The organism is Streptomyces speibonae (assembly GCF_984686075.1).
The window spans coordinates 7,123,566-7,148,510 of record NZ_OZ480260.1; the positions used below are offsets into that span (position 1 = coordinate 7,123,566).

Consider the following 24,945-nt stretch of genomic DNA (forward strand, 5'->3'; position numbering starts at 1 on the left):
GAGGGCCCCCGCTCCCGGTCAGACCGTGCGCCGGCGCAGGACGTGCGCGCGGGCCTGCGCGTCACGCGCGCCGTCCCGCTCCGCCAGCCCGGCCGCGATCCGGTCACGGACCGCCTCGGACCGCTTGCCCGCGTACTTGAACTTCGCCCGTACGCCCGTCACCTCCAGCCGGAGACCGCGGATCCCGGACAGCAGCCTCCCGTACGGGGCCTCGCCCGCGGCGGCCCGCGCGGAACCGCCCTCCGGCTGGAAGTGGCCCGTCTGCCGGTTCAGCAGTGCGGCCTTCTCCGCCGGATCGTCCACGACGTGGGCGTGGCACCGCAGCTGAACAGCGGCGTAGAGGCTGGTCGGGACGCCGTGCTCGGGCGGGGTGCCGGGCTCGGCCTGCCAGGGGCCGGGCACGTAGACATAGTCGTCGACCACGCTCAGCACGACCTCGGGGTTCGCCTCGACGGCGGGCCAGAGCGGGTTGGGCCGTGCCAGGTGGGTGACCGCCTCGCCGCGCCCGGCGTCGTACGCGAAATGCAGCGGCTGGACACAGGGCGGTTCGCCCGGCGGGCCGTTGACCGCGAGCTGGCCGAAGTCGTGCCCTGCCAGCCACTGCTGCCACTCGTCGGCGTCGTGGGGCGTGTCCCAGGGGTGGATCAGCATCACAGGGCAGCCAGATAGGCGGGCACTTCGGTGCCGGGGGCGAGCCGCGGGTCGGCGACCGGGGTGTCGTAGCCCTTGCGCAGCGGAACGACTCCGGCCCAGTGGGGCAGGGACAGGTCCTCGGGCTCGTCGTTGACACCGCCCGTGCGCAGTTTGGCGGAGACCTCGTTCAGGTCCAGGCGGATCACCGCGGTCGCGGCCAGCTCCTTCTTGTCGGCCGGGCGGGAGTCGGCGGCGCGGCCCGGTACGACGTGGTCGACCAGCGCGTCGAGCGCCCGCCGCTTCTCGTCCTCGTCGGTCACGTCGTACGCCAGGCCGTGCACCATCACGGAGCGGTAGTTGACCGAGTGGTGGAACGCGGAGCGGGCCAGCACCAGCCCGTCGACGTGGGTGACCGTCAGGCAGACCGGGAGACCCGGGTCGGCCTGACCCGCCGCGCGCAGCGGGCGCGACCCGGTCGAGCCGTGGACGTAGAGGACCTCGCCGACCCGGCCGTAGAGCGTGGGCAGGACCACCGGCGCGCCGTCCCGGACGAAGCCGAGATGGCAGACGTAGCCCTCGTCGAGTATCGCGTGCACCTGGTCCTTGTCGTAGGACGCGCGCTGGGGGGAGCGGGTGGGGACGGTGCGCTCGGTGGGCGGGTAGGTGTCGGTGCCGGCGGGCCGCTGTGGCGGCTGGGTCCCCTGCATGGCGTTCTCCATTGCACTAGTGCATACTTGGCTTTGTGCTAGGAGAGTATCGGATCAGTGGACGGCGCGCAGCGGAGATTTCCGCGAGCATCGAGCGAGCGGTCGGGGACGGCGCGCTGCAGCCGGGTGAGCTTCTTCCTCCGCTGCGGCAGCTTGCCGAGCGGCTCGGGGTGAATCCGAACACCGTCGCGGCCGCGTACCGGACCCTGCGGGAGCGCGGGGTCATCGAGACCGCGGGCCGGCGGGGCAGCCGGGTGAGGCCCAAGCCGGCCACGACCGCGCGTGACCTCATGCGGGTGGAGGTGCCGCCCGGCGTGCGGAATCTGGCCGAGGGCAACCCGGACCCCGCGCTGCTGCCGTCCCTCGCGGCGGCCTTCGCGGCGGCGGCCGCCGAGGGCGACCGGGAACCGGTGCTCTACGGGCAGGCGCCCGTGGAGCCCGAACTGGCGCGTCTGGCGCGGGCCGGACTGGACGCCGACGGGGTGCCCGACGGGGACGTCGTCGTCACCTCGGGCGCGCTGGACGCCATTGAGCGGGTGCTCATGGCCCACCTCAAGCCCGGGGACGCCGTCGCGGTGGAGGACCCCGGGTGGGGGAGTCTGCTGGACCTGGTCCCGGCGCTCGGCCTGCGCACCGTCCCCGTCGGCGTCGACGACGAGGGCCCGCTGCCCGACGACGTGCGCCGGGCGCTGGCGGGCGGTGCGCGGGCACTGGTCGTCACCGACCGCGCGCAGAATCCGACGGGTGCCGCGGTGAGTGCCGGCCGCGCGGGAGAACTGCGGGCGGTGCTGTCCGGGCATCCTGGGACGCTGCTCGTCGAGGACGACCACGGGCACCACATCGTGGACCTCCCGCTGCACCCGCAGGCCGGGGTCACCCACCACTGGGCCTTCGTCCGCTCGGCGGCCAAGGCGTACGGTCCCGATCTGCGGCTCGCGGTGCTCACCGGCGATCCGGTCACCCTCGACCGGGTGCGCGGGCGGCAGCGGCTCGGGCCGGGGTGGGTCAGCCGGATCGTGCAGCGGGCGGTGGCGCGGCTGTGGCGCGAGGGGGCGGTGGATCCGGCGGAGGTGGCGGCGCGGTACGGGCGGCGGCGTGAGGCGTTGATCTCGGCGTTGGCGGGGCACGGGGTGGTGGCGCACGGGGTGAGCGGCATGAATGTGTGGGTGCCGGTGCCGGAGGAGACGGGGGTGGTGGCGCGGTTGTTGCACGCGGGGTGGGCGGTGGCGCCGGGGGCGCGGTTCCGGATGCGGGCGGCGCCGGGGGTTCGGGTGACGGTGTCGGGGCTTCGTGAGGAAGAGGCGGGGGCTCTGGCGAGGGCGGTTGCGGAGGCGGTCGGGGGCGGGGGGCCTTTGCGGACGTACGTTTGAGGTGGCCGGCGTGGGGGCCGGCCGGGGGTGGTCGCCCAGCCCGGAGTCAGCGGGGCTTCGGTTTGGCCTGGGTCAGGGCCGCGCCGGCCAGGACTATGGCTGCGCCTGTGGGGATTGACCAGGTCAGGGTTTCGTTCAGGAGGAGGATGCCGGCCGCGGCGGCGATCACCGGGACGAAGTAGGTGACCATCTGGCCGGTCGTCGGACCGACCTCGGCGACCAGGCCGTACTGGATGAGCACGGCCAGGCCCGTGCCCAGCGTGCCCAGTGCGGCGACGGCCAGCAGCGGTCCCACGGCGAACGACGTCGGCAGGGACGTGAACAGCGGGGTCACGACCGCCAGTTGGACCGTGGCGAGCAGCAGCTGTCCCCCGGTCAGGGAGAGGTTCGAGTGGCTGCTGCCCGCCAGGGTGCGGCGGACGTAGATCCAGCCGACGGGGTAGCTCAGCGAGGCCAGCAGGGCCAGTGCGGTGCCGCGGGCGTCCAGGCCCTCGAAGCCCTGCCAGGCGCCCAGCACGGTCAGCACGCCGACGAAGCCCACCCCGAGCCCCGCCACCCGCACCCGGGTGGGCCGGTCCTCGGACAGGGCCACCAGGGACAGCGCCATCCCCCACAGCGGCGAGGTGGCATTGCAGATGCCGGCCAGGGTGGACGGGATGGTCAGTTCCGCGAAGGCGAACAGGGAGAAGGGCAGGGCGTTCAGCAGAAACCCGGCGACCGCCAGATGACCCCAGGTGCGGGCGCCGCGCGGCAGCCGCTCCCGCCGGACCACCATCGCCACGGCGAGGACGGCCGTCCCGAAGGCCAGCCGCCCGAAGGTGACCTGGAACGGGGCGTATCCCTGGGTGCCGACCTTGATCAGGAGGAAGCTGAATCCCCAGATCAAGGACAGGGCGCCGAAACGCAGCCGCCAGTCCAGGCGGGGGCGTGGGCCGTCGGGGGCGGTACCGGCCGGGCCCGGTGCGGTGGTGGTCGCGGGGACGCTGCTCATGGAGGCAACGATGATGGACACACATCTCGTAGCACAATCGAGATTTCGCACGCGATATCTCGTAGCATCGCTTACATGTTGAACCTGGAGCGCCTGCGCACCCTGGACGCCTTCGCCCGGCACGGCTCGGTCACCGGGGCCGCCGAGGGACTGCACATCACCACGTCGGCCGTCTCGCAGCAGATGTCCAAGCTGGAGCGCGAGGTCGGCCAGCAGCTGCTGGTCAAGAACGGGCGCGGGGTGCGGCTCACGGACGCGGGCCGGCTGCTGGCCGAGCACGCCGCGCGGATCCTCTCCCAGGTCGAGCTCGCCCAGTCCGATCTTGAGGCGCAGCGCGGACAGGTCGCCGGCGAGCTGCGCGTCTCGGCGTTCCCGACCGCCGCCCGCGGGCTGTTCCCGGTCGCGCTCGCGGATCTGCGCGTACGTCATCCCGCGCTGCGCGTACGTTCCCGCGAGCTGGAACCGGAGCAGGGCATCCGGGGCGTGGTCCGCGGGGACCTCGATCTCGCCGTCGTACTCGACTGGTACAACAAGCCGATGCCGCTGCCCGACGGCCTGGTCAAGGCATTGCTGCTGGACGACCCGGCCGACGTGGCGCTGCCCGTCGGCCATCCGCTGGCCGGCCGCGACGAGGTGGATCTCGCGGAGCTCGCCGAGGACGAGTGGATCACCTGGGGCGAGGGCGAGTTCTGCCACGAATGGCTCATGTTCACCCTGCGTTCGAAGGGTGTCGAGCCGGTCGTCGGCCACCGCGCCGCCGAGAGCCACACCCAGCTCGGCCTGGTCGCGGCGGGGCTCGGTGTCTGCATCGCCCCCCTGCTGGGCCGCAATCCGCTGCCCGACGGGGTGGTGACCGTGCCTCTGCGCCAGCGCGTGCGACGGCACGTCTTCGTCGTGTGGCGCGCGGACGCGGACCGCCGCCCGTCCATCCGCGCGGCGGTGCGGGCGCTGCGGGCAGCCGGGCAGCGCGTGGGAGGACCGGTGGACGCGTAGCGCCGGGCGGGCGGACGCCCTACGACGGCTTCGGCAGCTTTCTGAAGTCCCAGGACACGATCTTCTCCGGGGTCAGCCGCAGCCAGGCATGCCGTCCGTCGTGGGGCATCTCGTCCAGGCCGAAGTTCTTGCGGGCGAACAGTGTCTCGGGCACGTCGAGTTCCGCGCGCAGCTCGCCGGTGCGCGGAATCTCGCCCACGAACTCCACACGCCCGGACAGCTCCGCGCCCCGCAGCTCGTCGTACTCCTCACCCGTGTCGACCACGATCGCCACGCGGGGATCGCGCCGCAGATCGGTCCAGCGCTTGCTGCGCACCACGGAGTACAGCCACAGCGAGGTCCCGTCCCAGGCGAACCAGAGCGTGCTCACGTGCGGCGAGCCGTCGGCGGACACCGTGGCGACGCGGCAGGTGCGCTGGACGGTCAGGAAGTCGTCCAGCTCCCCCGGTGTCATCATGATCTTCCGGCCCCGGCGCTGCGTGGCGGTCATACGGCCTCTTCTTCTCTCATGTCGTGCAGGGTGCCGGCACCTCAGGCGAGGGTGATCGAGTCCCCGCTGACGCTGATCTCCACCGCGGGCAGCGGCTGGGTCGCCGGACCGCTCTGCACACTGCCGTCGCTGATGGAGAAGTTGCTGTTGTGGCAGGGGCAGTTGATGACGCCGTCGGAGATGCTCTTCACCGCGCACCCCTGGTGGGTGCAGGTCGCCGAGAACGCCTTGAACTCGCCCGCCGTCGGCTGGGTGACGACCACCTCGCGGTCGGCGAAGACCTTCCCGCCGCCCTCGGGGATGTCGGCGGTCGAGGCGAGCGGCTCGGCACCGCCGTTGGCGCCGGCCGAGCCGCCGTCGGAACCGGAGCCCGCATCCGAGCCGGAGGCGGAGGTGGAGCCGGAGTCGGCGGAGGAGCCCGACGCGTCGTCGTCGGAGCTCCCGCACGCGGTCAGCGCGACGGCGAGGCCCGCCGCTCCGGCTGCCGCCACGACGGCGCGACGGGCGGGTCCGGACGCGGACTGAAGCGATGCGGTCATGCTGATGTGTCCCTTCGGGGAGAGCAGATGATCTATCGAGAGGTACGGTCGGCGGGCCCGCGCCGTTCAGGAGATGCCGAGAGCTTGTCGTGTCCGCGGTCGGAGGGGCGTAAATCACGGCTGTCGTTTCGCTGTCGGGTGCCGCGCCTTCCGCCCGGCCCGTCTCCGACGTGCGATGACACGCCAGTAACCTGGGGCGATGCTCAAGGAAGTCATCGCGACCCGCTTCATCGCGCCCCTGCGCGAGGGCGGCTCGCTGCCCGGACTGATCGAGGCCGACGATCTCGGAACCTACGTCCTGAAGTTCACCGGTGCCGGGCAGGGCCGCAAGACGCTGGTCGCGGAGGTGGTCTGCGGGGAGCTGGCCCGCCGGCTGGGGCTGAGGGTGCCGCGGCTGGTCACCGTCGAGCTCGACCCCGTGCTGGGGCTCGGGGAGCCCGACCAGGAGGTGCAGCAGCTGCTCAAGTCCAGCGGCGGCACCAACCTGGGCATGGACTTCCTCTCCGGCGCCCTCGGGTTCGATCCGCTCGCCTTCGAGGTGAGCCCGGAGGAGGCCGGGCGGGTCGTCTGGTTCGACGCGCTGGTGAACAACGTCGACCGCTCCTGGCGCAACCCCAACCTGCTCCGGCGGCGCGACGGACTCTGGCTCATCGACCACGGCGCCACCATGATCTGGCACCACAACTGGCCGGGCGCCGAGGCCTCCGCCGCCCGCCCCTACGACGCTTCCGACCACGCCCTGCGGACCTTCGCACCGGACGTCGCGGCCGCCGCCGCGGACCTCGCCCCACGGGTCACCGAGGACCTGCTGGCCGAGGTCACCGCGGAGATCCCCGACGTCTGGCTCCGCGAGGAGAAGGGCTTCGACTCGGCGGACGAACTCCGGCTGGCCTACGCGCGGCCGCTGATCGCCCGCGCCGCCACCGTCCACCAGCGCATCCACGGCATCGAGGGGGACCGGTGAGCGACCGGCACGTCTACGAGTACGCGCTGCTGCGGGTGGTGCCGCGGATCGAACGCGGCGAGTGCGTCAACGCCGGGGTGCTCGTGTACTGCCGCGCCAAGTCCTTCGTCGCGGCCCGCACTCACCTCGACGAGGCGCGGCTGCTCGCGCTCGACCCGGGAGCCGATCTGCCCGGGGTGCGGGCCGCGTTGCGTGCGGTCGAGGGGGTCTGCGCCGGCGGGGCGGCGGCCGGGCAGGCCGCGGGGGACGACGCCGGACGGCGTTTCCGCTGGCTGATCGCGCCCCGGTCGACCGTCGTCCAGCCCGGTCCCGTGCACACCGGGCTCACGGCCGACCCGGCGGCGGAGGTGGAGCGGCTGCTCGATCTCCTCGTGCGCTGACCGGGGGGAGCATCCGTGCGGCCCGACAGGGCCGTCCGCGCGGGGTGGGCTCGTCAGGGCCGGCGGCGTCTCACCAGGTGCCCGGTGGCGAGTACGGCACCCGTCACGAACGCCGCGCCGATGCCCATCTCCAGGCCGCTCGGCCCGGACTCCGAGGCACCGCCCACCCCGCCCTGCACACCGCGGGTGGGCGCGGCGGAGGACGGCGTCGCGGGCGCGGTGGTCACGGGCGCCGTCGTGGCGGGCGGGGTCCGCGTCGGCGGCGCGGACGTGGGGGCCGCGGTCCGGCTGGGCGAAGCGGTGGTCGGCGAAGGTGACGGTGACCGGGCGGGGGCGGGCGAGGACGGCGCGGGCCGGAACGTGGACGAGGTGAGGCCACGCCGGGGGAGCGCCTCGCAGGCCAGGCCGTCGTCCGGACCCGGGTCCTCGTCGAGCCGGTGCGGATCGCTGCGGTCCAGGTCGAAGAAGGCCTGCGCGTCCTCCTGGTAGGTGAAGTCGCTGCAGTCGAGGTCCTGGGCGTGAGCGGGGTCGGCCAACGGCACGATCGCGGCGAGCGCGATCAGCGTGCCTATGGCACCGGTGCGACGGCGCATGGGACGCCTCCTTTCCGGCTGCGGGTGGCTCGCGCTTCGACGCTAGGCGCGGACGGCCGTGCGGGCGCGCAGCGCTGGGCCGATCGGGTACTCGGCACCACCGGCCGCGCCCGCCGCGCGGAGCGTGCGCGGCGGGGTCCCCGCACGGGGAATGGATCACACACGCGCGGTGTGCCGTTGACACCGCGTGCCAGGGCTTCTAGCGTCACGTCTGCTGAAGGTACTAAGCGGTCGCTCACTCCACTGGGCCGAGCCGCAGGAGCCGCATCCCAAGGGCGAGGAGAAGCAGCAATGTCCACCACTGAGCAGCGGGTCGCGGTCGTCACCGGCGCCGCGCGCGGTATCGGCGCCGCCACCGCCGTACGACTGGCCGCCGAGGGCCGCGCGGTCGCCGTGATCGACCTCGACGAGGCCGCCTGCAAGGACACCGTCGAGAAGATCACCGCCGCGGGCGGGAAGGCTCTCGCGGTCGGCTGCGACGTCTCCGACGAGGCGCAGGTCGAGGCGGCCGTCGCGCGGATCACCGAGGAGCTCGGCGCGCCCACGATCCTGGTGAACAACGCGGGCGTGCTCCGTGACAACCTGCTGTTCAAGATGAGCGTCTCCGACTGGGACACGGTCATGAACGTGCACCTGCGCGGCGCGTTCCTGATGTCGAGGGCCTGTCAGAAGCACATGGTGGACGCCGGTTTCGGCCGGATCGTCAACCTGTCGTCCTCCTCCGCCCTCGGCAACCGCGGCCAGGTCAACTACTCCGCCGCCAAGGCGGGGCTGCAGGGCTTCACCAAGACCCTCGCCAAGGAGCTCGGCAAGTTCGGCGTCACCGCCAACGCCGTCGCCCCGGGGTTCATCGCCACCGAGATGACCAAGGCCACCGCCGACCGCGTCGGCATGGGCTTCGAGGACTTCAAGGCCGCCGCCGCGACCCAGATCCCCGTCGCCCGGGTGGGCGAGCCCGAGGACATCGCCAACGCGATCGCCTTCTTCACCGGCGAGGCCGCCGGCTTCGTCTCCGGCCAGGTGCTGTACGTCGCCGGCGGACCGCTCGACTAGGAAGACCGGGAACATGACCGCTGTGGAACTCTCGGGCAAGGTAGCCCTCATCACCGGCGCCAGCCGCGGCATCGGCTACGGCGTCGCCGAGGCGCTCGTCGCGCGCGGCGACCGCGTCTGCATCACCGGCCGTACCGAGGACACCCTCAAGGAGGCCGTCGAGAAACTCGGCACCGACCGGGCCGTGTACGTGGCCGGCAAGGCGCACGACGAGGCCCACCAGGGGGTCGCCGTCGAGCGCGCCATGGAGGCCTTCGGCCGCATCGACTACCTGGTCAACAACGCCGGTACCAACCCGGTGTTCGGGGCGATCGCCGACCTCGACCTGAACGTGGCGCGCAAGGTGTTCGAGACCAACGTGATCTCGGCGCTGGGCTTCGCGCAGAAGACCTGGCACGCCTGGCAGAAGGACAACGGCGGCGCGATCGTCAACATCGCCTCCGTCGCGGGCCTCGCGCCCTCGCCGTTCATCGCCGCCTACGGCGTCAGCAAGGCCGCCCTGATCAACCTCACCCAGCAGCTGGCGCACGAGTTCGCGCCCAAGGTGCGGGTCAACGCCATCGCCCCGGCGGTGGTGAAGACCAAGTTCGCGCAGACCCTGTACGAGGGCCGCGAGGCGGAGGCCGCCGCGGGCTACCCGCTGGGCCGTCTCGGGGTGCCGTCCGACATCGGCGGCGCCGCGGCCTTCCTCACCTCCGACGAGTCGGACTGGATCACCGGTCAGACCCTGGTCGTCGACGGCGGTATCTTCCTCAACGCCGGCGTGTCCTGACGCACACGCCCGCGCGGGGTGCGAGCGCACCCCGCGCGGGCCCCGGAAGATCCATCCGACACGGGCGCGAGTTGACGAAAACGGCGCCCGTGTCGGCGTATCCGGACCGCGACGCCGAGTGACAACGTAGTCATCACGCAGTTATCTCAAGCGCTGTACACAGGAGGGTCAGCAGGGGTGACACTGCGGTAAGGTCTGCCGACCCTTGGCATGGCAGATCGAGGAGCGTGCGCGTGTTCAACCGGAACCTATGCCTGCGGCGGGCGGCGGCCATCGCGGCCATATCGTCCTTGGTGACCGGATGCGGCGTCCTGTCGTCCGACAGCTCGGACGACCAAGGGCCCATAGTCGTGGGCACCACGAGTTCGCCCAGCACGCTGGACCCCGCCGCCTCCTGGGACAGCTCGTGGGAGCTGTTCCGCAACATCTACCAGACCCTGCTGAGCTACCCGGTCGGCGCCAGCACGCCCCAGCCGGACGCCGCCGAGAACTGCGAGTTCACCGACAACTCCAACCGCGTGTTCCGCTGCGAACTGCGCGAGGGCCTGAAGTTCTCCGACGGCGGCACGCTCGACGCCAAGGCGGTCAAGCACTCCATCGACCGGATCCGCGCGATCAACGTCAACGGCGGTCCCGCCGGTCTTCTCGGCAGCCTCGAACGGGTGCAGGCACCCAGCGAGCGCGAGGTCGTCTTCCACCTCAATAAGCCGGACGCCACCTTCCCCTTCGTGCTCGCCACCCCCGCCATGTCGATCGTCGCCCCGGACTCCTACCCGGCCGACGCCCTGCGCGAGGACGGCGGCGTCGTCGGTTCGGGCCCCTACACCCTGCAGTCGTACGACGAGGGCAAGAAGGCCGAACTGGTGCGCAACGAGCGGTACAAGGGCTACGCCGACCGCCGCAACAACGCGGTGACCATCCGCTACTTCCAGGACTCCGGCACCATGGTCGAGGAGCTGCGCGCCGACCGGATCGACCTGACCTACCGCGGCCTGGCCGCGAGCGACGTCATCGAGTTCCAGGGCAGGGCCGCCAAGGAAGAGGAGATCCAGCTCGTCGAGGGCAGCGGGACCGACATCAACTACCTGGTGTTCAACCCCAAGGACCCGTGGGCCGGCAAGCGGGAGGTGCGCCAGGCCGTCGCCCAGGTCGTGGACCGCGCGGCGATCGCGCACAAGGTCTACAAGGACACCGTCGACCCGCTGTACTCCATGGTCCCCAAGGGCCTCACCGGGCACACCACCGGCTTCTTCGACGACTACGGCGAGCCCAGTGTCGACAAGGCCCGGGAGATCCTCACCGACGCGGGCATCACCGAGCGGGTCCCGCTCACCCTCTGGTACACCACGGACCGCTACGGGTCCGAGACCGCGCTGGAGTTCAAGGAGATCGAGCGGCAGCTGGAGGCGTCGAAGCTGTTCGACGTCACCCTCAAGAGCCGCCCCTGGAAGACCTACGTCGAGGGCTACCAGAAGGGTCAGTACCCGGTGTTCGGCCGCGGCTGGTTCCCCGACTTCCCGGACGCGGACAACTTCATCGCCCCCTTCGTCGGCAAGCAGAACGCGCTCGGCACGCCCTACGAGGCGAAGAAGATCACGGCCGAGCTGCTGCCCAGTTCCCGCCGGGAGAGCGACCGCGGCAACGTGGTGAAGCAGTTCGAGGAGGCCCAGCAGATCCTCGTCGACGACGCGCGGCTGCTGCCGCTGTGGCAGGGCCGGCAGTACGTGGCGGCGAGCCGCGACATCTCGGGAGCGGAGCGGGCGCTGGACCCCTCCACGATCATGATGATGTGGCAGCTGTCCCGGAAGACCAGCTGGTAGCGCCGGGAACGGCCGTCCGCGGGGCGGTTGATGCTCCTATTGGTCGTTAAGCGGTCTGGAGCCAGGCGCGGTAGTTGTCGGTGAGGTCGTCGTCGCGGCGGATGCCGCGTTCGAGGGTGGAGATCACGGCGGGCCAGACTCCGAAGTGGCGGGCTGCGGCGGTGAGGGTGATGTTCTTCGACCGCCGCAGTGGCCGCAGGTCGGTGGTGTCCGGGACGGTGACCGTGGTGGTGAGGCAGCGGAAGATCTCGCGGGCGATGGCCCGTTTCAGCAGCCGGATGACCTCCTTCTTCGTCCGGCCCGCGGCGGTCTGGCGTGCCACGTATGCGCGGGTGCGGGCGTCGCCGGCCATGCGGACGAGGGCGATGCGGTAGAGGGCGGCGTTGGCCGCCCGGTCGCCGCCTCGGGAGAGGCGGTGCCGGTTGGTTCTGCCGCTGGAGGCGGGGACCGGGGCGACGCCGCAGAGGGCCGCGAAGGACGCCTCGGTCCGCATGCGTTCGGGGTTGCCTCCGGCGGTGACCAGCAGCTGGGCCGCGGTGTCCGGGCCGACCCCGTAGGCCGCGCGAAGGCCCGGGTTGTGCGTCGTGACGTCGGCGTCCAGGGCCTTGGTGAGCGTCTCGTACTCGCAGGTGAGTTCCCGGACGCGGCGGGCAAGACTCTTCAGCGCGGTCAGGACCGCGGCATGGACCGGGTCGCCGGAGGGGCGCAGGCGGGCCAGGGCTTCGGTGCGGGCCGTGCCGGTGAGCCGCTCGTACTTGGCGCGGATGGCCTCGGGTGCGGTGACGAGAAGGTGGCTGATCTGGTTCTGGGCGGCGGTGCGGGCCTTGACGGCGGAGCGGGCGGCGTTGTGCAGGGCGCGTATGCCGGCGACGGTGTCGTCCTTGGGGGGCGGCGTGGGCGCGTCCGGACAGGGCGGCGCGGGCGGCGGCGTAGGCGTCGATGGGGTCGGACTTGCCGATGCGGCGGCGTTCGGCCCGGTCGGGCCGGTTGACCTCGATCACACGGTGCCCGCAGGAGCGGGCGGCGCGGGTGAAGCCCGCCCCGTAGGAGGCGGTTCCTTCCACGCCGATGGCGACGACGTGGCCGTGGGCGGTGAGGAAGGCCAGAGCTGCGGCGTATCCGGCCGCGGTGGTGGCGAACTCGGCGTCCGCGAGATGGCCGCCGTTGTCGCTGATGACCGCGATATGGATGGTGTCGGCATGGGAGTCGACCCCGCCGAGCACGTCCTGGTCCGCTGTGTCCTGGGCCGCCGCTGATGTCATGCTGAGGGTGCCTTCCTAGCCGGAGGTGAGGCGCCGGCCGGGTGGCGCAGACAGGACATTGAGGGGGCTTCTGACCAAGCTCCTGACTTGTTGAATCAACCCCAGACGCTCGGTCTGCAGCCGTAGCGTCCAGGGTGTCGGTCGGCACGGGCCCGCAGTGCTCCTTGCCGCCCTCGGGCTGGCTCACTGATAGCGTGCCGCCGCCGGCCGACACCCGCGCGGTGTGGCTCGACAGAGGCATGAAGGCGACACGGTGACTTCAAGTCAGGGTGCCCACCGCACTCCCCTTCCTGTCTCATCGAGTGCGAGGGCAGCAGCCTGTGATCCTGATCGGTGTCGATCCCCACAAGTCGTCCCACACCGCCGTCGCCGTGGACGCCGCCGGCCACCAGGTGGCCCAGCGCCGGTTCGTCGTCAACGCCGGAACCTTCCGCCAGCTGATGCGCTGGTGCGAGCAGTGGCCCGACCGTCGTTTCGCGGTCGAAGGCGCCGGCGGCCTGGGCCGCTCCCTCGCCCAGCAGCTGGCCGCCGCGGGCGAGAACGTGGTCGACGTGCCCTCCACCCTGTCGGCCCGGGCCCGGCTGCTGGCCACCGGCGGAGACCGCAAGACCGACGCGAAGGACGCCCTCCACGTCGCCCAGGCCGCCCTCTTCCGCCACGACCTGCGACCCGTGGTCCCCGAAGACCAGACCACGATCCTGCGGCTGCTGACCGAGCGCCGGGACGACCTGGTCCACGAGCGCACCCGCGTCCTCAACCGGCTCCACGCCGTCCTGCGTGATCTCCTGCCCGGCGGAGCCCCCACCGGCCTGTCGGCCGACAAGGCCGCCGCCTTGATGAAGGGCGTCCGGCCGGTCACGGCCACCGACAACTGCCGCCGGGACATAGCCCGTGATCTGCTGGCCGACCTGCGCAGACTGGACCGGCAGGTCAAGGACAACGAAGCCGAAATGCGCGAGGCCGTCGCCGCGACCCGCACGACGCTGACCACCCTGCCGGGCCTGGGCACCGTGCTGGCCGCGAAGGTCCTCGGCCACATCGGGGACGTCGCCCGGTTCCCCACCGAGCATCACTTCGCCAGCTACACCGGCAGCGCGCCCCTGGACGCCTCCAGCGGCAACAACGTCCGCCACCGGCTCAACACCGGTGGCAACCGCGCGCTGAACTCGGTGCTGCACACGATCGCCGTCTGCCAGATCCGCGACGGCGGGCGCGGGCAGGACTACTACCTCCGCAAGATCAGTGAGGGGAAGACCCCTTCGGAGGCCCGCCGGGCCCTCAAGCGACGCCTGTCCAACGTGGTCTACCGGATCATGAAACGAGATCAACGGAACCACCTCGCTCAGGCCGCTTGACACACAGAGGCGCTATCAGGTCATGTTCCGCCCGGCCGGAGCCGTGAGAACAGGTCCCGGCAGCCGGACAGAACAACCGGAAGACAGCCCAGCAGGACGTCAGTCAGTGGTGGAGCCACGACCACCGGAACCTGCGTACCACTATCAATGTCAGTGGTCGGCTGTAGGTTCGGTGACCTGGAAGCGACCGCACACGTAAGGACATTGACGTGACCGACATCGCCATGCTGCCCGAGTCCTGGCGCGGGGTTCTGGGCGACGAGCTGCAGCAGCCCTACTTCAAGGAGCTGACCGAGTTCGTCGAGGAGGAGCGGGCGAACGGTCCCGTCTACCCGCCCCGCGAGGAGGTCTTCGCGGCGCTGGAGGCCACGCCGTACGACAAGGTGAAGGTCCTGGTCCTCGGCCAGGACCCCTACCACGGCGAGGGCCAGGGGCACGGGCTGTGTTTCTCCGTGCGGCCCGGTGTGAAGATCCCCCCGTCCCTGCGCAACATCTACAAGGAGATGCACGCCGAGCTGGGCACGCCCATCCCGGACAACGGCTATCTGATGCCGTGGGCCCGGCAGGGCGTGCTGCTGCTCAACGCGGTGCTCACGGTCCGCGCGGGAGAGGCCAACTCGCACAAGGGGCGCGGCTGGGAGCAGTTCACCGACGCGGTGATCCGCGCGGTGGCGAACCGGCCCGACCCGGCGGTCTTCGTGCTGTGGGGCAACTACGCGCAGAAGAAGCTGCCGCTGATCGACGAGAGCCGCCACGTGGTGGTCAAGGGGGCGCACCCCTCGCCGCTGTCGGCGAAGAAGTTCTTCGGTTCGCGTCCCTTCACGCAGATCAACGAGGCGGTGGCCGCGCAGGGCCACGAGCCGATCGACTGGACCGTCCCGAACGTGGGCTGACACCGCTCCGGCCAGGCGCCGTGCCGGGTGCGGACCGCGGTCCCGCGGCCGCATCCGGCACGCTCGACATGTCCCGGAGCGGCCTGCCCGGTGTCGGCCCCGTCCGCGGTTAGCGTCGGGGGACGACAGCCGGCGACCGGGTGCGGAGGATGTGGTGGCGGAGCGACAGGGGCAGACGGCGCCGGACGCCGTGCTGACACGGATCGGTCAGGTCGTGATGCTGCACCACGCGGGCGACCGCGAGGAGGCCCGGCACCGGTTCCTCGGCCTGTGGGCGGAGATCGGCGAACACGGCGATGCCCTGCACCGCTGCACCCTCGCCCACTACCTCGCCGACACCCAGGACGACCCCGAGCACGAACTGGCCTGGGACCTGCGGGCGCTGACCGCGGCGGAGGAGGCCGCCGACGGGCGGCCCGGTGCCGGCGGGAACTCCCCCGCGGTGCGCGCCCTCTACCCGTCCCTGCATCTGAACCTGGCCGCCGACTACGCCCGCCTCGGCCGCCCCGACGCCGCCCGCGCCCACCTCCGCCGGGCGCGCGGGGCGGCCGTCACCCTCGCCGACGACCGCTACGGCGAGGGCGTACGGGCCGCCATCCGACGGCTGGAGCTCCGCCTGGGCGAGGACGGGGCCTCCGGGGGCGGGCGGCCACCGGGCCTGCGCCCTTGAGGGAAACACCACCGACGTCGAGGGCCGCCGCCGTCTGGACTGCCTCGCGGACTACTCAACGCTGAACTCCGGGCACGGTCCCTTACCTGCTCACCGCGCCCGTGAAGAGCTCGGCCGCGCGATGCTCACCAGCCGTGCCTTCCCCAACGACCGGCTCGGCCCGTTCTGCCGCGACCCCGCCGAGCCGTACGGCGACGCCTGCGCGCCGGCCGACGCGATCATGCCGGACACGGTCGCCGTGGTGCTGGAACCAGTGCAGGGAGAGGCGGGCGTGATCGTTCCGCCCGCGGGCTACCTGGCCGAGGTCCGGCGACGGTGCCCGACCGCGCCCTTCTCCTGGCCGAGGCGGCCCTCGTCCCGCCGAAGTCCACGACGCCCGGCACGGGGCAGCTCGACGCATGAGGAGACGGCCACGCCCGGAACCGGAGAGGACCCCCTCAGGGGATGCGCATAAACAAGCCAAACAAACCCAAATCTCTTGCACGGCCCGCCACTTGGAAAGATAGTTGAACCGTAAACCAATTGGGGGCCGGTCGGCGCCTCGTGACGGCTCGGGGCATCTCGCCGCCGAGCGAAGGAGGACACCGTGAGCATCGCGCTCGTACGCAATCCGGGCGAAGGCACTTTCTACCGCTACTACGACAGCGACCAGGAGCAGGTCGTGTCGAATGCCGAGACGCAAGGAGTGGTCAGCGTCGTGCGCCTGGCCATGCGTCCGGCGGACGCACCGCCCCTGCACACCCACAGCCGGGAGGACGAGAGCTGGGTGGTCCTGTCCGGCCGTGTCCGATTCTGGGTCGGGTCGGCCACACTCGACGAGTGCGACGTACATGACGCCGGGCCAGGTGCCTATGTCTTCGGCCCCCGGCTGGTCCCGCACACCTTCCAGACGCTCACCCCGACGGCAGACGTGCTGGTCATCAACAACCCTGGGACCATCGAAGACTACTTCCGGTCGATCGGTAGCGCCGACGCGCGTCGCGATACCGACCACGTGGACCTGCTGGCCCAATACGGGGTGACGCTCCTGGACAGCCCGCCACGCGCCTGAACACTCCGGTGCGAAGCCGTCGTTGCTCCAGCCGGATGCGCGGGGACGATCTCTGCTCCACCGCAGCCTGACCCTCGACGGCGAAATCCCACCCGCTCCAAGAGTGTGGGGTGTCCGGCCATGACCGACCCTCAGGGCCGGACACCCCACGGGCAAGCTCGACCGCGCGGAGGCGGGCGAGCGTGGCAGGGCCTCTCGGCATGGGTTCAGGTGTTCCCACCGATGACCGGGCTCAGGCCCCGTCGCCGGTGTCGATGCCGTCCCGGGCCGTCTCGTGAGCCGAAAGGCAGGCCCCAGCCGTCCGCCCGGCGGCGGAGCGGGCGTACCGGAGCCGGCGCTTCACCGCGTCCGTGCCGGCACGGATCGTTCAGCGGCCGTAGGTCTCCTGGCAGATGGCCGCCTCCGGGCTGTCCGCGCGCCAGCCGCCGTACTGCCGGCCCAGGGCACACAGGTCCGCCCCGCCCGAATCCTGCCCCGACCCGCCGATGCCGGGCACGTTCATCGAGGGCCTCTGCGTCGGCACGCGCCGCTCCGGTTCGGGCCGGGCCGGGCGCGTCGGCTGCCCTGCGGGTCCGCTCCGCTCCGGCCGGGGCGTCGGGACGGCGCTGTGCGAGGGCGACGCCGTCTTCTCCGGGGGTCGGGACGGGCCGACCATCTCCAGGGCCTCGCGCGCCGGCGCCTGCACGACCTGTGTCCCGTCGCGCCCGTCCGGGCCCGGCCCGGTCCGCTGGGACGGTGCCGTCGCCGGACCGGGTGCGAGGGGACGCTGGACGGTCACACAGCCCGAGAGGGCGGAGACCGCCACGGTCACCAGAAGCGTTGCTGTGGTCGTCGTTCGTTGCACCCGGGCCACTCTGCTGGCTCCGGCCGTCCGGGAGGGGGCGGACAGGCGCAGCTTGCCCCGCACGGGTGATCTCCCGCCCCGTACGGACGCCCCGGCGGCGTCGGAGGTGACGTCACTCGCCCGTCGCGCCGTCGAGCCGTTCGCGGATCAGGTCGGCGTGCCCGTTGTGCCGCGCGTACTCCTCGATCATGTGACTGTAGATCCAGCGCAGGGTGTACGGCTCGTCGGTGAACCTGCTGCGGCCCCGGGACCGGTCGTCCAGGGCGAAGCCCGCCGCGTTGCGCCGGGCGGCGTCGATCTCGGCCTGCCAGGTGGCGTACGCCTCCTGCCAGGTGTCCGCCCCGGTCAGGTGGAACTCGCCGTCCCGGTCGGCCTCGCTGTAGTACAGGGGCCCGGCGTCCTCGTCCGCGAGCACCCTGCGGAACCAGCTCCGCTCCACCTCCGCCATGTGCCGCACCAGACCCATCAGGGACAGCTCCGAGGGCGGAACCGACGCGGTGCGCAGCTGTTCGTCGGTCAGCCCCGCGCACTTCCGGCCGAGGGTGCTGCGGTGGTAGTCGAGCCACCCCTCCAGCATGGTGCGTTCGTCGGCGTCCAGGGCGGGTACGGTGCGCTCGATTGTCATGCCCTCATCCTGGCTCAGTGCAGGCCCCTTCACCAGCGCATTTCCTCGCCGAACATGCCCGTCAGCAGTTCCCGCAGATCCGCGCGGATCTCCTCGAGGCCCGGCATGTGGGCGCTGAAGGAGCCGGCCACACAGGAGAACATCAGGCCGTCCGCCCAGGCGATCAGGGACAGCGAGTGGCGCTCGGGGTCGGTGGAACCGAGCCCGGTCACCAGGGCCGTCAGCTGATCGCGGAAGCGCGCGCCGGCCGCGTCGAAGTAGGTGCGCAGCTCGGGCCGGCGGGTGGCCTCCAGGGCCAGCTCGTAGCGGGCGAGGGTCAGCTCCCGGTTCCGGGTGAGCGCGCGGTGGGCGGCCAGGGTCAGGGCGTCCAGCAGGGCGGCGGCCCCGGCGCGCGGACCGGGCATCTCGTGCAGCGCGAGGACCCGTGCCTCCCGCTCGGCCAGCCGCCGCACCGCGAGTTCCAGCAGCGCCTGCCGGGTCCGCGCCAGGTTGGACGTGGATCCCTGGGGGAGTCCGGCCGCCTCGTCGACCGCGCGGTGGGTCAGTCCGCGCATCCCGCGCTCGGCGAGCAGGGCGAGGGCGGTGTCGGCGATGAGATCGGCGCGGGAGGCGCCTGCGGTGCGTACGGACATGGAGGTCAAACTACCCGCCGCACTACGGCTGTAGTACGGTGGAGCCATGCGCTCACTACAGATGTAGTGAGCGAGAGGGTGGATCCGGTGCGAGGAGGAGCCATGGCACGGGTCGGACGGGCCATCGTGATCGGCGGCGGAATCGGCGGCCTGACCGCCGCCGTCGCCCTGTTCCAACGCGGGGTGCGGGTGACGGTGCTGGAGCGCGCCGACTCCTTGGAACCGGTCGGCGCGGCCATCTCCCTGTCGCCCAACGCGCTGCGCGCACTGGACGTCATCGGGCTCGGCGACGACATCCGCGCCCTGTCGGCCTTCCAGGGCGAAGGCGGGCTGCGCGCGCCGGGCGGACGGTGGCTGTCCCGGACCGACGCCGCCGCCGTCGCCGAGCGCTTCGGCGGACCCCTCGTCCTGCTCCACCGCGCCACCCTCGTCGACCGCCTGGCGGCCCGCCTCCCGGACGGCGCCGTCCGCACGGCCGCCCCCGCCCGTCTCCTCGACCCCGGCGTCCCGGGCGACCCGGACCGGCCCGCCCGCGTCGGCACCCCCGACGGAGAACTCGAGGCCGACCTGGTGGTGGCCGCCGACGGCATCCACTCCGCGGTGCGCCGCGCGCTCTTCCCCTCCCACCCCGGGACCGTGTACTCGGGGTTCACCACCTGGCGACTGGTGATCCCGCTGCCCGGCGTGGAGTTCGCCTCGCACGAGACCTGGGGGAGGGGCCGCATCTGGGGCACGCACCCGCTCAAGGACGGCAGCGTCTACGCCTACGCCGCCGCCGTGGCGCCCGCGGGGGAGCGCGCCCCCGACGAGCGCGCCGGACTGCTGCGGAGGTACGGCGACTGGCACACCCCGGTTCCCGAGGTCCTGGCCGCGGCCCGCCCCGAGGACGTGCTCCGGCACGACGTCCACCACATCGCCGAACCGCTGCCCGCCTTCCACCTCGGACGCACGGCCCTGGTCGGCGACGCCGCCCACGCCATGCCGCCCACCCTCGGCCAGGGCGGCAACCAGGCCGTCGAGGACGCCGTCACTCTCGCCCACCACGCCGACGACCTGCCCGCCTACACCGCCGCCCGGCTGCCCCGCACCACCGCGATCACCCGCCGCGCGGTGCGGGCGGCCCGCCTCAACCTGATGACCGGCCGCGTCGGCACCGCCGTACGCGACAACGCGCTCGCCGCGGTGTCGCGGGCCGCCCCCACGCTGCTGCTGCGCGGCTTTGCCGGAATCGCGGACTGGCACCCGCCACAGCAGCCGTATGCTTCCCGGACCAGGGCAGGCAAGGGGTAGAGGAGAACACACCGTGAAGGTCGGCTGCATCGGACTCGGTGACATCGCGCAGAAGGCCTATCTTCCGGTGCTCGCCACCCTGCCCGGAGTGGACCTGCACCTGCAGACCCGCACCCCCGCGACCCTCGAACGGGTCGCCGACGGGCTCCACCTCCCGGCCGGCCGGCGCCACCCGGACCTGGACTCCCTGCTCGCCCAGGACCTCGACGCCGCCTTCGTGCACGCGCCGACCGGGGCCCACCCCGAGATCGTGACCCGGCTCCTCCAGGCGGGCGTGCCGACCTACGTCGACAAGCCGCTCGCCTACGATCTCGCCGACTCCGAGCGGCTGGTGACGCTCGCCGAGGAGCGGGACACGAGCCTCGCCGTCGGCTTCAACCGCCGCTTCGCCCCCGGCTACGTCCAGTGCGCCGACCATCCGCGCGAGCTGATCCTCATGCAGAAGAACCGGGTCGGGCTGCCGGAGGAGCCGCGCACGATGATCCTCGACGACTTCATCCACGTCGTGGACACCCTGCGCTTCCTGGTCCCCGGCCAGGTCGACGACGTGACCGTGCGCGCCCGCACCGAGGACGGGCTGCTGCACCACGTGGTGCTCCAGCTCTCCGGGGACGGCTTCACCGCGCTCGGGGTGATGAACCGGCTCAGCGGCTCGGCCGAGGAGATCCTGGAGGTCTCCGGCCAGGACACCAAGCGTCAGGTGGTCAACCTCGCCGAGGTGATCGACCACAAGGGCCAGCCGACCGTGCGGCGCCGCGGTGACTGGGTGCCGGTGGCCCGGCAGCGGGGCATCGAGCAGGCGGTGATCGCTTTCCTCGACGCCGTGCGCGCGGGCAAGGTGCTCAGCGCCCGGGACGCTCTGGCGACCCATGAGCTGTGCGAGCGGGTGGTGCGAGCGGTTCACGAGCGCCCCGCCGGCTGAACCGCACCGCCTCGGTCGCGCCCCAGGCCGCGAGCACCAGCAGCGCCGCGTACAGCGGCCAGTCGCCGAAGCGGATGTAGAGCGTGGTGCCGTGCGCCAGCGGTACCTCGTAGACCTCGGCGGCGGCGGTGTCCGTGCCGAGCCGGGGGCCGACGGCCGCGCCGTCCGGGCCGTACACGGCGGAGACGCCCGTCAGGGTCGCGTGCACCATGGGGCGGCCGGTCTCCGCGGCGCGCAGCGCGGCCAGCGAGGCGTGCTGCGCGGGCGCCCAGCTCTGCTGGAACGTCGACGTGGAGGACTGGGCGAGCAGCACATCGGCGCCGTCCTGCGCGAGGTGCCTGCTCATGTCGGGGAACGCCGACTCGAAGCACACCATGGGACCGACCCGCAGCCCGCTCCCCGCGTCCATCACCACCTGCTCGGACCCCCGCCCGCGGTCCTCACCGGCCGCCTCGCCCACGGAGGTCGCCCAGCCCAGCAGGGAGCGGGCCGGGACGTACTCGCCGAACGGAACCAGCCGCATCTTGTCGTACCGGTCGCCGGTCGGGCCCTCCGGGCCGATCAGCACCGAGCTCTTGTAGATACCGGGCTTGTCCGAGCGGTGCGCGTCCACGTTGACCAGGATCCGCGCGTCCGTCCCCCGGGACAGCGCGGCCAGCCGGCGCGCCAGGTCGGGACGCTCCACGAGGTCGAAGCCGACGCTGCTCTCGCCCCAGACGATGAGACCGACGCCCTGGCCGGCCAGCTCGCGCGTCAGCCGTTCCTCGCGGTCGAACCGGCGGTCGGCGCTGTCCGGCCCGGACACGACGCCTGGCTGCACGAGCGCGATCCGCGCCCTGTCGTGGGTCTCCGGGCGGGGCGCCCAGACCCACGCGGCGGAGGTGGCCGCGGCGGCGGCCACCAGCCCGGCCACGGCCGGCACCCGGGCCCGGCGGACCGCGACGAGCACGGCCACGGCGACGTTCACGGCCACGATCAGGACGCTCGCCAGCCACACCCCGCCCACCGACACCAGCCGCAGCGCGGCCTCCACCTCCCACTGGCTGGCCCCGAGCACACCCCAGGGACCGCCGAGCCCCTGCCAGGACCGCACCAGCTCGATCGCCAGCCACCCCGCCGGAACGACGACGAGCGCGGCGGCGACCCTCCCGCCCGAGGGCACTCCGCCCAGCAGCCGCCGCACCAGCCACCCCCAGGGCGCCCACAGCGCGCCGAGCAGGGCGGCGATGACGAAGGTGAACACATGCAGGTTCGGCAGCAGCCAGTGGTGCATCGCCAGCATGAAGCCGAACCCGCCCCACCAGCCGTCGACGGCCGCCCGCTTCCCCGTCGGAGCGGTGCGCATCAGCAGGATCCAGGGGACGAGGGCGACGTAGGCGAACCACCACAGGGACGGGGCCGGAAACGCCGGCACGGGCAGGGCGCCCGCGGCCGCGGCGACGGCCGAGCGGCGCCACGGTGAGGCGAGCCAGTGGCCGAGCGACTTCATGGACGCCTCCCTACCCCGTGCTGCCTCCAGTGTGCGTCCGGGGACCGGCCGGCACCGGGCACGTCGGTTCAGTTGATCACATCGGCCGCCCGTCGCTCCGCAGAACGCCGCCACTTCTCCCGGACAACCACCTCGCTCAGCCGCCAGCCCTCCTCCGTGCGCAGCATCGCGAAAAAGCACCGCCCGCCGCACACGAACTCCGGCGCCGCGGACACGCCGTCGTCCCCGGCGCGCACCATCGGATTCACATAATCGGACTGCACCTGTGCCGTGTCGCCGGTGTCCTGCTCCCAGGTGCCGAACCGCACCCGCCGGTTGACGAACAGATGCTGCCGCAGGGGGAACGCGGCCAGGCTCTCGGCCAGCCACGCCGCCACCGCCCCGGCGTCCCCCTCGATCCCGCCGGCCGAGCGGTAGTCCGCCCGCCCGTCCGGGGTGAACAGCCGCCGGTACGCCTCCCAGTCACCGTCGTCCACGGCCACCGCGTACTCGGTGACGAGTCCGTCGACGGCCAGCCGGTCCCTCACGGTCGCGAGCTCCACACGCTGCGTCATCGGCTCAGTGTTGACCATGGGACGAGCGGCGCCAAGGGGGCGTGCGCGAATATTCACTGGCCGCCGTCCCCTCCCGGGGCCGAGGCTGTACGCCGTGAACCGTCAGCCGGACCGGCGCCCCCAGTTCGAGGTGCGCGCCCGCCACACCGAGTCCACCGTCACCGTCTACCAGGCCTACCGCCCCGAGATCGGCCACACCGCGGCCCGCCGCGGCCGCTTCCCGTCGTCCTGGAGCCGGGAGCGGATGACGTGGGTCATCAATCCGCGTTCGCAGACCTCTGTCGGTGCCTGGCGGCGAGCAGACGGCGTGCCTCGCGGTGTCAGCCGTCGAAGTGTTCCCACTCGACCGCGTCGGCCAGGGGGGTGAGAGCACTGCGGTGGGTGGCGCCGACCCAGGCGCTGAATCCGTTGTCCTCTCCTTCGTCTGTGACATGTAGGACGAGTCCGGGAGCGGTGTAGAAGCGCGTGGGAGCCGCGGGCCAGAACGGGCGCAAGGGCACAGGGAGGAGGTCCTCGGCGAGCCGGTCGATCTGCCGTGCGGTGAGCTGGAGGGAGTGTGCCACGTAGTCGGCGCCCATGGAGGCTTCGTAGAGCGAGAACTGGAGGAGGAAACCGCTGAGTGGTTCCTGCTCCGCGATCGCAGATTCGTCGTCCTCGCTGAACCAGACGGTCGGATCCGCTTCGGGGCCGTCGAGCGTCCACCGCAGCGACCAGACGAAGCCTCCCTGATTCTCTTCGCCGAAAACGAGCATCTCCCCATTGGCGTCGGTATGAAGCTTGGAGAGGGGAAGGACCCGGTTCTGCACTCCCAGGCAGCGTGGGCGGTGCTGTGCCAGCCGGTAGAACTGCCACAGTCCCTCGGGCGGATCCAAGAGAGGTGCCACCACTGACGGTGGCTCGACGGTCTCAGACTCAGCGGGATACCAGCCGGTGACGAACTGTGCGAGCGCCGTCGCTCTGTCGCCGTTCACGTTGCTCAGCCACTTCAGGTCCGGTAGAGCCGGCGGAGGGAGGGGAGGGCGGACACGGTCCAGGTTCGGCCCGCTCAAGGGGGTGCCGAGCCGAAAGACGCATTCGGTGAGAGCGTGCTCGGTATGACCAGGGCGCAGTTCCGTTGCGGACCGGGACACGCTGCCGGTGCCGAGGTAGATGAGGCCTTCCGGTACCCGGACCGCCAGATGGACAGGTAGCCTCATGTCGGCTGCGCCCCACTCCCCGAGCTGACCCACAAGCCGTTGCCTGACCGGCATCGGTGCCGGCCCGAGGAGACGGACCTCCTCGGTGCTCCACACGCTGCTCCTGTCGAGCGCGTCCCCCGCTTCCACGATGATCACCGTCCCGGCGTCGCCGATGACGGCGGTGGCGCTGCCGAAGGTGTAGTCGTCCCGGGTCGCCGCGTCACCGGCCAGCTCGAACGCCTGCATGTCGTTCAGGAGCGACATGAGAGGTATCGCGGAAGAGTGATCAACCATGCGCACATCCTCCATGACGACCGGGTGCTGCTTGCTGCTGTGTGGGTGGTTGGCAGCCCGCAGCTCGGTGAGGGTTGTGAGCGAGGCTTGACTTGGATCAAGCCGTCCTTCCTGTGGATGATGTACCGCTGCGGGTGGGCCACCAAGCCGGACCAGGAGACCGTGCTGGCTGTGGAGATCAGCCGGGAGGGGTTCGTCTGGGCGCTGCGGAACGCGTGCCTGTCACACTACGTCCCCGCGCTGCACGGTGACGCGGCGGCCTGGAAGCGGGAGCTGCGGCGGGCGCCCGCGCGGGTGCAGTGGGATCCGGAGCGGGACCTGCGGCTCGCTCCGCTGCCGTACCGCTCCCTCCAGCTGGGGCTCGCCGGGGAGGCGGCCGCCCGGTACGCGGACGAGTGGATCGTGGGCATCGAGGACGTGACGCCGCTCGCCCGGGAGATCCACGCCCTGGTGCGGGAGGGGAGCCTCGAGGAGGCGTCCGGGCTGTTGCCCGAGGAACACCCCTGTGCCCTGGGCGACGGCGTGCTCGCGCATCTGGGAGCCTGAGGATCTTCGTCTCGCGTTCTTCGCCAGGAGGTACT

The 24,945-nt window shown here is 72.2% G+C and carries 27 protein-coding genes and 3 pseudogenes; 16 read left to right on the forward strand and 14 right to left on the reverse strand.

Translation table 11 applies throughout. The annotated features are described in order from the left end of the window. Window positions 1-18 precede the first annotated feature (18 nt). The gene (locus AC5L3C_RS32105) at window positions 19-651 is read right to left on the reverse strand and encodes an FMN-binding negative transcriptional regulator (protein WP_493652603.1); all 633 of its coding nucleotides are present in this window, start codon (window positions 649-651) and stop codon (window positions 19-21) included. Next, window positions 651-1,340 carry a pyridoxamine 5'-phosphate oxidase family protein gene (locus AC5L3C_RS32110; RefSeq protein ID WP_493652604.1) on the reverse strand — a complete coding sequence of 230 codons (690 nt, stop codon included), beginning with the start codon at window positions 1,338-1,340 and terminating at the stop codon, window positions 651-653. The genes AC5L3C_RS32105 and AC5L3C_RS32110 overlap by 1 nt, the downstream gene beginning before the upstream one ends. A 35-nt stretch (window positions 1,341-1,375) precedes the next feature. Here AC5L3C_RS32110 and AC5L3C_RS32115 point away from each other — a divergent pair, with 35 nt between their 5' ends. Beyond that, window positions 1,376-2,710: an aminotransferase class I/II-fold pyridoxal phosphate-dependent enzyme gene (locus AC5L3C_RS32115; RefSeq protein WP_493652606.1), complete on the forward strand. Its 1,335-nt coding sequence runs from the start codon at window positions 1,376-1,378 to the stop codon at window positions 2,708-2,710. 46 nt (window positions 2,711-2,756) lie between these two features. Here the strand turns inward: AC5L3C_RS32115 and AC5L3C_RS32120 are convergent, their stop codons facing one another. Beyond that, window positions 2,757-3,701 carry a DMT family transporter gene (locus AC5L3C_RS32120; RefSeq protein ID WP_493652608.1) on the reverse strand — a complete coding sequence of 315 codons (945 nt, stop codon included), beginning with the start codon at window positions 3,699-3,701 and terminating at the stop codon, window positions 2,757-2,759. 75 nt (window positions 3,702-3,776) lie between these two features. Here AC5L3C_RS32120 and AC5L3C_RS32125 point away from each other — a divergent pair, with 75 nt between their 5' ends. Next, window positions 3,777-4,694: a LysR family transcriptional regulator gene (locus tag AC5L3C_RS32125; protein WP_493652609.1), complete on the forward strand. Its 918-nt coding sequence runs from the start codon at window positions 3,777-3,779 to the stop codon at window positions 4,692-4,694. A 19-nt stretch (window positions 4,695-4,713) separates the two neighbouring features. Here AC5L3C_RS32125 and AC5L3C_RS32130 read toward each other — a convergent pair whose 3' ends face one another. Both AC5L3C_RS32130 and AC5L3C_RS32135 read right to left on the reverse strand, forming a co-directional pair. After that, on the reverse strand, window positions 4,714-5,184 hold the full coding sequence (locus AC5L3C_RS32130) for a pyridoxamine 5'-phosphate oxidase family protein (protein ID WP_125508403.1): 471 nt from the start codon (window positions 5,182-5,184) through the stop codon (window positions 4,714-4,716). 41 nt (window positions 5,185-5,225) lie between these two features. Next, complete coding sequence (locus AC5L3C_RS32135) at window positions 5,226-5,723, reverse strand: Rieske (2Fe-2S) protein (protein WP_493652611.1); 498 nt, start codon at window positions 5,721-5,723, stop codon at window positions 5,226-5,228. A gap of 199 nt (window positions 5,724-5,922) precedes the next feature. On the opposite strand from AC5L3C_RS32135, the gene AC5L3C_RS32140 reads away from it, so the two are divergent. Both AC5L3C_RS32140 and AC5L3C_RS32145 read left to right on the forward strand, forming a co-directional pair. Then, window positions 5,923-6,687: a HipA family kinase gene (locus AC5L3C_RS32140; protein ID WP_493652612.1), complete on the forward strand. Its 765-nt coding sequence runs from the start codon at window positions 5,923-5,925 to the stop codon at window positions 6,685-6,687. Beyond that, window positions 6,684-7,067 (forward strand): DUF3037 domain-containing protein, encoded by a 384-nt coding sequence (locus tag AC5L3C_RS32145; protein ID WP_493652614.1) that lies wholly within the window; start codon window positions 6,684-6,686, stop codon window positions 7,065-7,067. The genes AC5L3C_RS32140 and AC5L3C_RS32145 overlap by 4 nt, the downstream gene beginning before the upstream one ends. A 53-nt stretch (window positions 7,068-7,120) precedes the next feature. Here the strand turns inward: AC5L3C_RS32145 and AC5L3C_RS32150 are convergent, their stop codons facing one another. Further along, window positions 7,121-7,660: an excalibur calcium-binding protein gene (locus tag AC5L3C_RS32150; RefSeq protein WP_493652616.1), complete on the reverse strand. Its 540-nt coding sequence runs from the start codon at window positions 7,658-7,660 to the stop codon at window positions 7,121-7,123. 291 nt (window positions 7,661-7,951) lie between these two features. Between AC5L3C_RS32150 and fabG the strand changes: the two genes are divergently transcribed. The 3 genes from fabG (at window position 7,952) to AC5L3C_RS32165 (ending at window position 11,305) form a co-directional block, all read left to right on the forward strand. Further along, window positions 7,952-8,713 carry a 3-oxoacyl-ACP reductase FabG gene (gene fabG, locus AC5L3C_RS32155; protein WP_125508413.1) on the forward strand — a complete coding sequence of 254 codons (762 nt, stop codon included), beginning with the start codon at window positions 7,952-7,954 and terminating at the stop codon, window positions 8,711-8,713. Between the two features lie 13 nt (window positions 8,714-8,726). Beyond that, on the forward strand, window positions 8,727-9,485 hold the full coding sequence (locus AC5L3C_RS32160; protein ID WP_493652617.1) for an SDR family oxidoreductase: 759 nt from the start codon (window positions 8,727-8,729) through the stop codon (window positions 9,483-9,485). A 233-nt stretch (window positions 9,486-9,718) separates the two neighbouring features. Further along, window positions 9,719-11,305 carry an ABC transporter substrate-binding protein gene (locus AC5L3C_RS32165; RefSeq protein ID WP_493652619.1) on the forward strand — a complete coding sequence of 529 codons (1,587 nt, stop codon included), beginning with the start codon at window positions 9,719-9,721 and terminating at the stop codon, window positions 11,303-11,305. A 46-nt stretch (window positions 11,306-11,351) separates the two neighbouring features. Here AC5L3C_RS32165 and AC5L3C_RS32170 read toward each other — a convergent pair whose 3' ends face one another. Both AC5L3C_RS32170 and AC5L3C_RS32175 read right to left on the reverse strand, forming a co-directional pair. Continuing rightward, window positions 11,352-12,167 (reverse strand): transposase, encoded by an 816-nt coding sequence (locus AC5L3C_RS32170; protein ID WP_493654110.1) that lies wholly within the window; start codon window positions 12,165-12,167, stop codon window positions 11,352-11,354. Between the two features lie 91 nt (window positions 12,168-12,258). Next, window positions 12,259-12,567, reverse strand: a pseudogene (locus AC5L3C_RS32175) (IS110 family transposase); the annotation flags it as partial. A 320-nt stretch (window positions 12,568-12,887) separates the two neighbouring features. On the opposite strand from AC5L3C_RS32175, the gene AC5L3C_RS32180 reads away from it, so the two are divergent. From AC5L3C_RS32180 to AC5L3C_RS32200, 5 genes and pseudogenes are all read left to right on the forward strand, one after another. Further along, entirely contained in the window at window positions 12,888-13,922 is a 1,035-nt protein-coding gene (locus AC5L3C_RS32180) for an IS110 family RNA-guided transposase (protein WP_493650086.1), read from the forward strand. 209 nt (window positions 13,923-14,131) lie between these two features. Then, entirely contained in the window at window positions 14,132-14,815 is a 684-nt protein-coding gene (gene ung / locus AC5L3C_RS32185) for a uracil-DNA glycosylase (protein WP_493652621.1), read from the forward strand. A gap of 154 nt (window positions 14,816-14,969) precedes the next feature. Continuing rightward, a complete protein-coding gene (locus AC5L3C_RS32190) occupies window positions 14,970-15,485 on the forward strand; it encodes a hypothetical protein (RefSeq protein WP_493652622.1) in 516 nt (171 codons plus the stop codon). Window positions 15,486-15,495: 10 nt separating this feature from the next. Continuing rightward, a pseudogene (locus AC5L3C_RS32195) lies at window positions 15,496-15,795 on the forward strand (hypothetical protein); the annotation flags it as partial. A gap of 276 nt (window positions 15,796-16,071) precedes the next feature. After that, a complete protein-coding gene (locus AC5L3C_RS32200; protein ID WP_493652623.1) occupies window positions 16,072-16,536 on the forward strand; it encodes a cupin domain-containing protein in 465 nt (154 codons plus the stop codon). Window positions 16,537-16,903: 367 nt separating this feature from the next. Here the strand turns inward: AC5L3C_RS32200 and AC5L3C_RS32205 are convergent, their stop codons facing one another. The 3 genes from AC5L3C_RS32205 to AC5L3C_RS32215 form a co-directional block, all read right to left on the reverse strand. Further along, window positions 16,904-17,389: a hypothetical protein gene (locus AC5L3C_RS32205; RefSeq protein ID WP_493654111.1), complete on the reverse strand. Its 486-nt coding sequence runs from the start codon at window positions 17,387-17,389 to the stop codon at window positions 16,904-16,906. Window positions 17,390-17,492: 103 nt separating this feature from the next. Next, window positions 17,493-18,005 (reverse strand): DinB family protein, encoded by a 513-nt coding sequence (locus tag AC5L3C_RS32210; RefSeq protein ID WP_493652624.1) that lies wholly within the window; start codon window positions 18,003-18,005, stop codon window positions 17,493-17,495. 29 nt (window positions 18,006-18,034) lie between these two features. Continuing rightward, window positions 18,035-18,637: a TetR/AcrR family transcriptional regulator gene (locus tag AC5L3C_RS32215; protein WP_493652625.1), complete on the reverse strand. Its 603-nt coding sequence runs from the start codon at window positions 18,635-18,637 to the stop codon at window positions 18,035-18,037. Between the two features lie 102 nt (window positions 18,638-18,739). On the opposite strand from AC5L3C_RS32215, the gene AC5L3C_RS32220 reads away from it, so the two are divergent. Together AC5L3C_RS32220 and AC5L3C_RS32225 are read left to right on the forward strand one after the other, a co-directional pair. Further along, window positions 18,740-19,927: an FAD-dependent monooxygenase gene (locus AC5L3C_RS32220; RefSeq protein ID WP_493652626.1), complete on the forward strand. Its 1,188-nt coding sequence runs from the start codon at window positions 18,740-18,742 to the stop codon at window positions 19,925-19,927. A 13-nt stretch (window positions 19,928-19,940) separates the two neighbouring features. Next, window positions 19,941-20,849, forward strand: a complete 909-nt coding sequence (locus tag AC5L3C_RS32225) for a Gfo/Idh/MocA family protein (RefSeq protein WP_493652627.1) — start codon at window positions 19,941-19,943, stop codon at window positions 20,847-20,849. Here the strand turns inward: AC5L3C_RS32225 and lnt are convergent. Then, window positions 20,770-22,338, reverse strand: a complete 1,569-nt coding sequence (lnt, locus tag AC5L3C_RS32230; RefSeq protein ID WP_493652629.1) for an apolipoprotein N-acyltransferase — start codon at window positions 22,336-22,338, stop codon at window positions 20,770-20,772. The genes AC5L3C_RS32225 and lnt overlap by 80 nt on opposite strands. Before the next feature lie 68 nt (window positions 22,339-22,406). Further along, window positions 22,407-22,892 carry a nuclear transport factor 2 family protein gene (locus AC5L3C_RS32235; protein WP_493652630.1) on the reverse strand — a complete coding sequence of 162 codons (486 nt, stop codon included), beginning with the start codon at window positions 22,890-22,892 and terminating at the stop codon, window positions 22,407-22,409. 16 nt (window positions 22,893-22,908) lie between these two features. Here AC5L3C_RS32235 and AC5L3C_RS32240 point away from each other — a divergent pair. Continuing rightward, window positions 22,909-23,148, forward strand: a pseudogene (locus tag AC5L3C_RS32240) (DUF4291 family protein); the annotation flags it as partial. Window positions 23,149-23,212: 64 nt separating this feature from the next. Here the strand turns inward: AC5L3C_RS32240 and AC5L3C_RS32245 are convergent. After that, on the reverse strand, window positions 23,213-24,364 hold the full coding sequence (locus tag AC5L3C_RS32245) for a hypothetical protein (RefSeq protein WP_493652631.1): 1,152 nt from the start codon (window positions 24,362-24,364) through the stop codon (window positions 23,213-23,215). A gap of 27 nt (window positions 24,365-24,391) precedes the next feature. Between AC5L3C_RS32245 and AC5L3C_RS32250 the strand changes: the two genes are divergently transcribed. Then, entirely contained in the window at window positions 24,392-24,910 is a 519-nt protein-coding gene (locus AC5L3C_RS32250; RefSeq protein ID WP_493654113.1) for a DUF4291 domain-containing protein, read from the forward strand. Window positions 24,911-24,945: the final 35 nt, after the last annotated feature.

Excerpts from the sequence above, each read along its gene's own strand:
- AC5L3C_RS32105 (WP_493652603.1), bottom strand. The coding sequence starts at position 651 with ATGCTGATCCACCCCTGGGACACGCCCCACGACGCCGACGAGTGGCAG.
- AC5L3C_RS32110 (WP_493652604.1), bottom strand. The coding sequence starts at position 1,340 with ATGCAGGGGACCCAGCCGCCACAGCGGCCCGCCGGCACCGACACCTAC.
- AC5L3C_RS32120 (WP_493652608.1), bottom strand. The coding sequence starts at position 3,701 with ATGAGCAGCGTCCCCGCGACCACCACCGCACCGGGCCCGGCCGGTACC.
- AC5L3C_RS32125 (WP_493652609.1), top strand. The coding sequence starts at position 3,777 with ATGTTGAACCTGGAGCGCCTGCGCACCCTGGACGCCTTCGCCCGGCAC.
- AC5L3C_RS32130 (WP_125508403.1), bottom strand. The coding sequence starts at position 5,184 with ATGACCGCCACGCAGCGCCGGGGCCGGAAGATCATGATGACACCGGGG.
- AC5L3C_RS32135 (WP_493652611.1), bottom strand. The coding sequence starts at position 5,723 with ATGACCGCATCGCTTCAGTCCGCGTCCGGACCCGCCCGTCGCGCCGTC.
- AC5L3C_RS32140 (WP_493652612.1), top strand. The coding sequence starts at position 5,923 with ATGCTCAAGGAAGTCATCGCGACCCGCTTCATCGCGCCCCTGCGCGAG.
- AC5L3C_RS32150 (WP_493652616.1), bottom strand. The coding sequence starts at position 7,660 with ATGCGCCGTCGCACCGGTGCCATAGGCACGCTGATCGCGCTCGCCGCG.
- fabG (WP_125508413.1), top strand. The coding sequence starts at position 7,952 with ATGTCCACCACTGAGCAGCGGGTCGCGGTCGTCACCGGCGCCGCGCGC.
- AC5L3C_RS32160 (WP_493652617.1), top strand. The coding sequence starts at position 8,727 with ATGACCGCTGTGGAACTCTCGGGCAAGGTAGCCCTCATCACCGGCGCC.
- AC5L3C_RS32210 (WP_493652624.1), bottom strand. The coding sequence starts at position 18,005 with ATGACAATCGAGCGCACCGTACCCGCCCTGGACGCCGACGAACGCACC.
- AC5L3C_RS32215 (WP_493652625.1), bottom strand. The coding sequence starts at position 18,637 with ATGTCCGTACGCACCGCAGGCGCCTCCCGCGCCGATCTCATCGCCGAC.
- AC5L3C_RS32220 (WP_493652626.1), top strand. The coding sequence starts at position 18,740 with ATGGCACGGGTCGGACGGGCCATCGTGATCGGCGGCGGAATCGGCGGC.
- lnt (WP_493652629.1), bottom strand. The coding sequence starts at position 22,338 with ATGAAGTCGCTCGGCCACTGGCTCGCCTCACCGTGGCGCCGCTCGGCC.
- AC5L3C_RS32235 (WP_493652630.1), bottom strand. The coding sequence starts at position 22,892 with ATGACGCAGCGTGTGGAGCTCGCGACCGTGAGGGACCGGCTGGCCGTC.
- AC5L3C_RS32245 (WP_493652631.1), bottom strand. The coding sequence starts at position 24,364 with ATGGTTGATCACTCTTCCGCGATACCTCTCATGTCGCTCCTGAACGAC.